This is a genomic window from Verrucomicrobiia bacterium (genome assembly GCA_035495615.1).
Classification (GTDB): domain Bacteria; phylum Omnitrophota; class Omnitrophia; order Omnitrophales; family Aquincolibacteriaceae; genus DATJFP01.
Window position 1 is genome coordinate 1 of record DATJFP010000105.1, and the last position, 9,418, is coordinate 9,418.

At 55.7% G+C, this 9,418-nt stretch carries 7 protein-coding genes and 1 pseudogene; 2 read left to right on the forward strand and 6 right to left on the reverse strand.

All coding sequences use genetic code 11. The annotated features are described in order from the left end of the window. The 4 genes from VL688_13115 to VL688_13130 form a co-directional block, all read right to left on the reverse strand. Positions 1-862: hypothetical protein (locus tag VL688_13115; protein HTL48995.1), on the reverse strand; the 862-nt coding region annotated here is incomplete at its 3' end. 52 nt (positions 863-914) lie between these two features. Next, the gene (locus VL688_13120) at positions 915-1,589 is read right to left on the reverse strand and encodes a DUF2161 family putative PD-(D/E)XK-type phosphodiesterase (GenBank protein ID HTL48996.1); all 675 of its coding nucleotides are present in this window, start codon (positions 1,587-1,589) and stop codon (positions 915-917) included. A 306-nt stretch (positions 1,590-1,895) separates the two neighbouring features. Beyond that, positions 1,896-3,053 carry a phage tail sheath subtilisin-like domain-containing protein gene (locus tag VL688_13125; protein HTL48997.1) on the reverse strand — a complete coding sequence of 386 codons (1,158 nt, stop codon included), beginning with the start codon at positions 3,051-3,053 and terminating at the stop codon, positions 1,896-1,898. A gap of 94 nt (positions 3,054-3,147) precedes the next feature. After that, positions 3,148-5,037, reverse strand: coding sequence for an ATP-binding cassette domain-containing protein (locus VL688_13130; protein HTL48998.1), 1,890 nt, complete (start codon positions 5,035-5,037; stop codon positions 3,148-3,150). A gap of 310 nt (positions 5,038-5,347) precedes the next feature. On the opposite strand from VL688_13130, the gene VL688_13135 reads away from it, so the two are divergent. Beyond that, positions 5,348-5,794 carry a hypothetical protein gene (locus VL688_13135; protein HTL48999.1) on the forward strand — a complete coding sequence of 149 codons (447 nt, stop codon included), beginning with the start codon at positions 5,348-5,350 and terminating at the stop codon, positions 5,792-5,794. Between the two features lie 385 nt (positions 5,795-6,179). Continuing rightward, a pseudogene (locus VL688_13140) lies at positions 6,180-6,467 on the forward strand (ORF6N domain-containing protein). A gap of 912 nt (positions 6,468-7,379) precedes the next feature. Here the strand turns inward: VL688_13140 and VL688_13145 are convergent. After that, positions 7,380-8,165: a hypothetical protein gene (locus VL688_13145; GenBank protein HTL49000.1), complete on the reverse strand. Its 786-nt coding sequence runs from the start codon at positions 8,163-8,165 to the stop codon at positions 7,380-7,382. Between the two features lie 141 nt (positions 8,166-8,306). Continuing rightward, on the reverse strand, positions 8,307-9,107 hold the full coding sequence (locus tag VL688_13150; protein HTL49001.1) for a hypothetical protein: 801 nt from the start codon (positions 9,105-9,107) through the stop codon (positions 8,307-8,309). Positions 9,108-9,418: the final 311 nt, after the last annotated feature.

Here is a 9,418-nt window from a genome sequence, read left to right on the forward strand (position 1 = left end):
AATTCTCCATCCGGTTTTCGGACTGGGATTCTTCATGAGTGACCAGAGCGTCCCGCGCGTCGATTCCGCGGGCAAAGGCGTTATTTTTGAATTCATCGCCGAAAGTGGACATGCTGATGGTTTTATTTTCGGGGATCTTGACCGAACCGTCTTTGGGCTCCACGGTCGTCGTGCGGCGTTCCTTCTCACTTTTCTTAGGGTCAATTTCCCACACGCGGACGCCTCTCCCTTTGACTTCGATGACTCCCGGGTCAAGCACTTGCATTTGATAGGGAGTCAGCTTCACCGTTTGTTTTGTCCCGTCTTCCTTAATCAATTCGGCCTGGCGCTCATACACATCACTCATGTTCCAGACCACATAAACCTTGTCGCCCTTGTAAACCGGTTTTGATTTGCCGAATTTATCAAGGGACGTTTTATAGCCGTTCGGGTGCGTGATCTCGATTTTCGGCTCTTTCCCTTTTTCGCCGGGATTCATGGGATCTTCTTTTATCGCGACGTCCTTCGCGTCCGCCGGAAGCGGCGTCGCCTGATAGACCGGCCCTTTCTCCGGATCTTCCGTTTTCTGGGGACCGAGCTGCACCACATGCTCAACCCCGCCGGTTGTTTTGATGATCACGACCACCGGAACATCACTCTGGTTCTCGACCTTGCCGTCCTTGAATTCGTCCTTCTTGGCCTCCGCCTTTTTCGGTTCTTCGGGCTTTGCTTCGTCCTTGATTCCTTCCCCGCTTTTTCCCGGCTTGATGCCGTACTTATCGAGTTCTTTTTGCGTTGCGCCTTTGTCCTGCGCATGGGCCGCCGCGGGCAGCGCGATCAAACCGCAAAGCATGAGGGAGAGAATTGATTTGGGAAGTTTCATCACGGGCTCCTCAGAAATCAGTCTGCTGATACTGTTCCTTTTGGGACTGTCACTAACGCCACAACTGTTTGATTTGTTTTTCGTATTTCAAACGGAAGAATTCAAACTCCGGCGTCAGCTGGTACACGCCCCTCGAAACCCGCCGGAACCATCCGAGGTGGTTATCATACAAAATCGAGACGGCATTATCGATGGCAAGTTTTTCGCGGATTTCCCCGACGGGCGCGGGCCCGCGCTCCAGCAGGTACATCGCCACCCGGATCGCCTTTTCCTTATAGACGGTAAACAAGGGCTCCCGCGTGCTTCCGCCCTGGTTCAGGTCGAGGCTGCGCCCCTCGAACTCCCTGATCGCCAGGTTCTTGCGCGCATAATTCGTGCGCCCCTTGAATGCGGCGGGCTCGAACTCCACCACCACTTCCCGCGCCGCGGCGTCCAGCACCATCAGCCCGCAATGCAGACGCTTCAAAAGCCCGCACATCCTCTTATAAGACTTCGGCCAGCGCCCGCCCTTTTCCAAGGGAATGTAGGCATACACGAGCTCGGTCATCTTCAGCCGCTCGATCAGCTGATAAACCAGCTGCAGATTGAAAGCCGTCTTCATCTCGACCACCAGCAGCTCATCGCCCTTGCGCGCCATCACATCGAGACTCTCGACCTCCGAATGCACGCGATACCCCTTCTTCTCGAGAAAAATCTTCAGGGGCAGGTACATCTCGACTTCTTTCATAACGGCATCCGGCAGTAAGAGAAAGGAATCCCAAGGAGGAAAGTCATGAAGGAATTATATAGAAGCGCGGGCGGGGTTGGAAGGGGGTGCCGCTGCGCTATTCCGCTTCGGGCCGGTTTCTATTGTACTTCCGGCTCCGAAGGAGTCTCCGGAGTTTTGTTTTTATTCAAACGCTTCTCGCGCTTTTCTTCCTGCTTCTTGCGCCGCGCTTCTTCTTTTTTTCGTTTGTTGCCGCTGTAATTGACCCGCATTATGCGCTCCCCGCACTCGTTGGAGTGCTTGATCGGTTGATACCGCGTCGCCGCGTTAGGGCTGAGCGGATTTGAAAGTGAATTTAAGGGTGATGAATTCGGCAGGCACGACGGGCGCGAAATCCACCAGGACCTTGATCTGGCCGGAAGCGATCTCGCGCGGCGTCATCGTGGTTTTGTCGCAGCGGACCGCATAGGCTTCCTTGGCCGAATTTCCCTTGAGCGCTCCTTCACGCAAAAGCGCCCGCAAAAAGGTCTCGATGCTTTTTCTTATCGAGGCCCACAAGACTTTATCATTGGCCTGGGAGGCCGTCCACTTCATGCTCTGCACGATGCTCTTTTCGATGAAAAGCGCCAGACGGCGCACCGGGATGTAACGGAAGATGCCCTGATAGCCGCGATGTTCTTCGAGCGTCCTGGCGCCCCAGACAAAAAACTGGTTTTCTCCATGCGGCTTGATCGCATTGATCCCGTGCGGATTCAAAAGCTCCTGGTCCCGCGAAGCAAGGCGCTCATCCACATCCATCACGCCTTCGAGCACCGCCTCCGCGCCCGCCGGGGCTTTCCATACGCCCTGTTCCCTGTCGGTGCGCGCGATAAGGCCCGCCACGCTTCCGGCCGGCGTCGAACGACGCAGACGTTCCGGATGCTTCGCGTCGGGGATCAGAATGCGCGGATAATAGAATGCGGCGTCTGACGTCCACGGGATATTTCCATGCTGCACCGCGAGCGCGGCCTGCTGCGTTGTGCGCACTTCTTCGGGAAGATCGATCAGCGTAAAAGCCCTGCGTTTGCGGGCATAAGCAATGACGCTCGGAAGCAGCTGCGTATTTTTCATTCCGGGGATTGTAAAAAGACCGAAATCTTCGACCTCGTCCAGCGCATCGAGCGCCTGCTTCAACCGCTCCTCATCGAGCGGCTTTGCCGCCCGCACCACCCACACCTTCATCCCGCCATTCAAAAAAAATTGCCGGACCGCGTATCCGAGCTCGGCCGCATCCATCAATTCCCCGAATTCCTCCTCGAACTGGGCAAAGTTCTCGATCTCGACGGCCTTATAGGAAGGCCCCTTGCTTGCCGCCCCAATCATGGCTGTGGTCGACGTCGCTGCCGCCGCGATCGCGTGTTCGCCCGCTATAACCTCCTTCGCGGAGGAATCGGACGCCTTCTTGCTCTTCTTTGACTTCACGGGCTTTTTCTTCTCGGTGGGCATGATATTCCTTTCAGTGTGGGTGCAGAAGCAGAGTAACACAGATTACTGCCGGAGAGAGAAAAGAAACGCGGCCGCCGCCAAAAACGAGTTCGAGTTATTTACGGGCTTCCAGCGCTTCCCAGCGGGCATAAAGGTCGGCCAGGCGGCGTGCCACTTCGTCGGAACTGGCAAGCGTGTTCGCGACCACTTCAGAACTTCCTGCATAAAAGGCGGGATCTCCCATCACCTGGAAAAGCCGCGCTTGCTCGGCTTCGGCCTTTTCGATTTCAGCCGGAAGACGCGCGAGCTCATTTTTCTCAGACGACGAAAGCTTGCCCGTGCCCTTCGCCGCTGCCGGTGCAGATGCCGCGGGACGGGGCGCGGGCTTGGCCTGGTTGATGGCTTGGCGCTCCTCGTGGACCTTCAGCCAATCGTCGTAACCGCCCGCATATTCCCCGACCTTGCCGCCGCCTTCCAGCACGATCGTGGACGTCACGACATTATTAAGGAATGCGCGGTCGTGGCTGACGAGAATCAGCGTGCCGCTGTAATCGATGAGCAGCTCTTCGAGCAGCTCCAGGGTTTCCACGTCCAGATCGTTCGTGGGTTCGTCCATGATCAGCAAATTCGAAGGCTTGGTGAAAAGGCGCGCGAGAAACAGCCGGTTGCGCTCTCCGCCGGACAACACACGCGCGGGCGACCGGGCGCGGTCGGGCGCGAACAAAAAATCCTGGAGATAGCCGAGGATGTGTTTCGTCTTGCCGCCAACCGTGACCATCTCGCTGCCGCCGCCCACGTTTTCCATCACGGTCTTGTTCTCATCCAGCTGCTGGCGAAGCTGATCGTAGTAGGAAATCTCGAGGTTCGTGCCCAGCTCGACCGTTCCCTTCTGCGGCGGCATCTGGCCCAGCAGCAGACGAATCAGCGTGGTCTTGCCGCTTCCGTTGGGACCGATCAGCCCGATCTTGTCGCCGCGCATGATCTCCGTTGAAAAATTCTGAATCAAGATTTTGCTGTCGTACCCGTGCGTCAAATGTTTCACCCGGCTGACGAGCTGGCCGGAGCGCCCGGCTTCCTGCACGCTCATCTTCACCTTGCCCATCACCTGGCGCTGCGCTGCTTTTTCCGCCCGCAGTTTTTCCAGCGCCCGCACACGCCCCTCATTGCGCGTGCGCCGCGCCTTGATGCCCTGGCGGATCCAGACTTCTTCACGCGCCAGTTTTTTCTCGAACTCCGCCCGCTCCGCCGCTTCCGCATCGAGCGCCGCCTGCTTGCGTTCGAGAAAGGCCGGATAATCGCAGGCCCAGCTCCACATGCGGCCGCGGTCCAGCTCCGCGATCTTCGTCGCCAGGTGCGACATGAACATGCGGTCGTGCGTCACAAAAAAAATCGTGCCCTCGTAGGCTTTCAAAAATCCTTCCAGCCACTCGATCGATTCGATGTCCAGATGGTTCGTCGGCTCGTCGAGCAGCAGCACGTCCGGCTTCTGCACCAGCGCCCGCGCCAGCATCGCCCGCTTTTTCTGCCCGCCCGAGAGATTTTCAAAAAGGCTTTCCGGATCCAGCTTCATGTGCTCGACCACGCTTTCCACCTGCTGGCTCGTTTCCCACGCATTCGCATGGTCCATTTCCGCCTGAAGATTGCCGAGCTTATTCATGAGCGCCTCGCTGTATTCCGTGGCGAGCTGATGATTCACATGATGATAGTCGCTGATCAGCTTCGCGCGCCCGCCCAGTCCCGAAAGCACCAGGTCAAACACATTCCCCGTGACATCCGTCGGCACTTCCTGCGGCAGATGCACCACGCGGACGCCCTTCTGATAGATGACCTTTCCCTCATCCACCTTGATCTCGCCCGACATCACGCGCATGAGCGTAGTCTTCCCCACCCCGTTGCGCCCCAAAAGCGCGACCCGGTCCCCCTGCTCCACGTGCAGACTCAAATGATCAAAAATGAGCGGCCCGCCAAACGCGAGCGAGATGTCCTGTAAACTGATAAAAGCCATTAAGCCTCCAACCTACGGTGACCGGCAGCGGCATCCGGTCACCTGGTGCCGACGGAGTACCGTCGGTTGCATGGTACCAAATTCGCGGAGCCCCTTCTGTATTTATTTGTCAGCTTATTGTCGGGATATAGATGCGGGATTGTCAGGCAATTGTCAGGGTGACTCTTTTATGAATTGTCAGGGTCTTATGGCGGGGAAACCCAATTAGCCCACCGTTAAGAAGGGACCTTCCCTGGGAACTGTCCTGGTCTTACCTTTATTTCTGTTTATCCTGTGTTACAATCCATCCACTCTTCTTCCAGGATAGGCCATGATCAACAACACGAAACGTTTCTTAAATCCATTCCTTCTGCTCGCGTTCAGCATGACGGCTTTCCTCTGCCCGTCCCCGGCGCGCGCGATCAGCCCCGAGAATTCCATCAAAATGAAACAAGAATTGCGGGCCGAAGACTTCGAATACCTGAGCCGCCTGCGGCAGGAACTGCTCAAGATCAATAAGGACTACGTGGATAAGGCGACGGACTTGAAAGAGGAACTGTGGAACCAAAAAAGAGCCGCACCCGATCGGGCCCAGGATAAAACTTACGAGCAGGAGTACGCTGAGAAGATGTGGAAACTCAAGAAGGAAACCTCGTACGCCAAATACAGCGTCAAAAAAGAGCTGAACGGCGACCGCCTCGTCAACCGAGGCAAGATCATAAGAAGCTACGAAGAAGCCGAGCCCGAAAAACACCCCTATAACGGCATCCGGGGTTAACAGCCGACGAGCCCAATTGTAAAACTCGTCGGCACCAGGTGTCCGGATGCTTCAACCGGACACCGCACCAGCCGACGGTACTCCGTCGGCACCAGGTGATCGGATGTTTCTGCCAGCCGACAAGCCCAATTGTAAACCTTGTCGGCACCAGGTGTCCGGACGCTTCAACCGGACACCGCACCAGCCGACGGTACTCCGTCGGCCCCAAGTGTCCGGATGCCTCAACCGAACACCGCTTTACCAGACACCGCACTACCGGACAGTCTCGCTCTGGAAACTTCTCTGCTTTTTCGATCCTAAGAGACGCGGAATGCGGGCAAGAAAAGCCGCTTATCCAAATTTTTCGGACTTCTGTCTATCATTCTCCTTTATAGTAATCCCGTTTATGAAATCCTTAGTTTTGACGGACAAAATCGCTGAACATATTTATACACTTCGGGGCTGCCGTGTCATGTTGAGCCCCTATCTCGCGTCTCTTTATGGGGTTGCCCCCAAAGCCCTTATCCAAGCGGTCAAAAGAAACCGATACCGTTTTCCGGCCGATTTTATGTTCCAGTTGGATCAAACTGAATTCAAAAACTTGAAGTCACAATTTGTGACTTCAAGTTGGGGCGGCTTGCGGCGCGCAATGCCTTATGCTTTTACCGAACAAGGTGTCGCAATGCTTTCGAGTATCAAGCCGGCGGTACTCCGTCGGCAACAGGTGTCCAGCCGACAAGCCCAATTATAAAACTTGTCGGCCCCAGGTGTCCGGATGCTTCAACCGGACACCGTCCAGCCGACGGTACTCTGTCGGCACCAGGTGTCCGGCCGCCTCTACCGGACACCGTACAGCCGACAAGCCCAATTATAAAACTTGTCGGCCCCAGGTGTCCGGATGCCTCTACCGGACACCGTACAGCCCATAATAGCGATGAGTCTTAGAAGCATATCCCCCTACCGGTGAAGCCCAGAAGCTGGCTTCACCGGGTCACGACGAGTTTTAACAATTGTGCTCGTCGTGTGAAAAAAAGACGGCCCGGAGAAAACCCCGAGCCGTCCGTTAAAGTAGGTCTAGCGGTCTCGCCGCGTCCTTAAGGTGGAGCGTCCGCGTGCAGCGTTTTACATACATGCGCTAGGAAAGAAATATACCAGCTCATCTACTGTCCTCCCTCTGGCCTCACCGGCCTAAAACTCCCGCCCCGGATCACGGGGTTCGGGCGGAGCAAGCACCGATCCATGCGACACCACTTGTTGGATCTCCTTCCCCTCGGCGCTCTGCCGGCGGGTAAGAAGGAGGGCGTCGGATCAATGCAGACGACTATAGAAGTGTAGACGACATTTCGCGGGTAGGCAAATAGCCGACGAGAACAATTAATAAACTCGTCGGCATCAGGTGTCCGGATCCAGCGGGCGGTACTCCGCCAGCGCCAGGTGATCGGATGCTTCTGCCGATCACCGCTCTACCGGACACCGCACCAGCCGACGAGCCCAATTGATAAACTCGCCGGCAAAAGGTGTCCGGAAGCATCTACCGGACACCGATCTGCCGATCACCGCTCTGCCGGCCACCGTCCATTAGAGAACGCAGCGGTCCTTTAGAGTGTTAAAGGACCCGCTTTGAAAGCGCCCTGCCTTTATTGACAAAAGGCATGCTCAATAAAGCCAGGCCCATAAGGAAGGCCGTGGAAGGTTCGGGGACCGTGGCTGCGAAGGACGACGGATTGATCGTCAGGTTCGTGACAAACGTGGCATCGAAACTGTTGCTGCCCTGGGGAGTCACGGTTCCGAGCTGCAGCTTGATCACATCGCCCAGGTTCAGGAACTGATTTAAGATCGAGAACTGGTCGGGATTCGCCCTGGTGAAACCGGCGGTCTGGTCGAAATCATTCGAGGCAAGCAGCGTGTTGTTAATGAAAAGCTTCCAGTTGTAGTCCTCCTCGAACGGGTTCCCTTCGATCCAGGGCGCGATTTTCGAGCTGATGTCATAGTTCCCGGCGGCAGGCGCCGTCCACCGGTAATTGGCCAGCACCGCGGGATCAAGCGGCTCGCCGTTGTTGGGCGCCGTGATCGTCACAATCTCACCGGCCTGCATCGGAGTATTGTAAATGGTCCCATAAAAATTCGCGGCCTGCTGCGTCAGCTTGAAGAGCATCGGCGCGACAGGAAATTTGCCAAAAAGAAGCGGCGGCGCCCACACATTAATAATGCCGTCGCCATAATCCGGCTCAATCGTCGCGGGCAGGACCGTGTCTCCCTGCCTGTACGACCACGGGCCGTTGGGATTAAGAACATCGCTCCAATCCGCCTGCAAATCAAAGCTGAAACCTTTCGCCGGCGCGCAGACAGAAGTGAAAAGCAAAAACACAAAGATACCAAGGGCCTTTTTCATTTCATTCTCCTCAGAGATCGGGATGATTAAGATGACGTTTACAGGCGTGAGACAGGTCCCACGGGCGTGTAATGTATCTGAATGCCGCCGCCGGATCAATGGGACAGCCTAGGACAAAGAAGCGGGTCAGCCCCTTTTTTATTATTTCGCCTGCAGCTCTTCGGCGATGTGCTCAATGACTTTGGAGTTGGTCCAATACCCCGAGTGGGCGGCAATGGGGTTCATGAAGGCGGTGTCGACCGGGATGTCGGTGAGGAAATCTTTCGAGAACTTTTTCGGGAAGTGCGGAAGCAGCCGGGTGGCGATCGGGTCGTCGAAGTCCCAGAGATTAATCCATTTCTTCGCATAGGCAGGCCGCTTGATCTTCGTGGACATCGGGTATCCCATGCCGGATGCGAAGAGCGCCACGGGGCTGCCGAAAGTCACAAGACAGGTCAGCTCGAGATGCTCCGGGAACGGGTAGCGCTCTTCAAAACGGAACACATAATCATAAGCCGCGACAGAGCCCAGCGAATGCGCCAGCAGCACGACCTTGCGGAAGCCACGCCTGTAAATATTCTTGGTGGCCTGGTGGAGAAGCTCCATCTCAGGCATTTTGTCCTTGTTGGTGATGCTGCCCTTGTTTTTGACATAAAAGAGAATGTCGATGACGGCGGGATAAATAAAATTGCGCAGGGTGTTCTGGATCATGTTTTTTCCCGGCACAAAACTCCTTCTTGCCGGAGGCGTGTCGAACTGAAGTTTGGCCATCCGCTTTTTAAATCCAAAAGTGACCGGCGACCAGTTCACCTCAAACCGCCTGAAAGCCGAAGTATCGACTCCCCTTTTCTGCATCTGATTCATCAGGGCGTCATACATCGGCCTGGAATAGCCCGGCCTTTTTTCCTGCGAAAGGTCGGGCGCAACGCCATGCATAAATAAAAACGCGATTTTGTCAGCCATGAGTTGTTCCCTGCATCAGATGAGCGCGATATTGATCGTCAATTATATCATGGAGTTTGCAGGGGACAGTCCCAAAAGGGACACACTTCAAACCGCCGAAACGCGCTCAAAATATTTATCCAAGGAGGGCGAGGGAGGAAATTACGCTTCGGCTCTAAAAGCAAGCCGTGGTGGTTAGGATAACGATACCTCTATTTATTCTTTCGTTTGATCCCCTGAATCAACTCATCGAACGCATGAAGAAAACGCGACCGATCCTGTTTCTGAAACGGCGGCGGTCCGCCCCCGGTAATCGTGCCGGCATCCCGAAG

Excerpts from the sequence above, each read along its gene's own strand:
- VL688_13150 (HTL49001.1), bottom strand. The coding sequence starts at position 9,107 with ATGGCTGACAAAATCGCGTTTTTATTTATGCATGGCGTTGCGCCCGAC.
- VL688_13125 (HTL48997.1), bottom strand. The coding sequence starts at position 3,053 with ATGCCCACCGAGAAGAAAAAGCCCGTGAAGTCAAAGAAGAGCAAGAAG.
- VL688_13135 (HTL48999.1), top strand. The coding sequence starts at position 5,348 with ATGATCAACAACACGAAACGTTTCTTAAATCCATTCCTTCTGCTCGCG.
- VL688_13120 (HTL48996.1), bottom strand. The coding sequence starts at position 1,589 with ATGAAAGAAGTCGAGATGTACCTGCCCCTGAAGATTTTTCTCGAGAAG.
- VL688_13130 (HTL48998.1), bottom strand. The coding sequence starts at position 5,037 with ATGGCTTTTATCAGTTTACAGGACATCTCGCTCGCGTTTGGCGGGCCG.
- VL688_13145 (HTL49000.1), bottom strand. The coding sequence starts at position 8,165 with ATGAAAAAGGCCCTTGGTATCTTTGTGTTTTTGCTTTTCACTTCTGTC.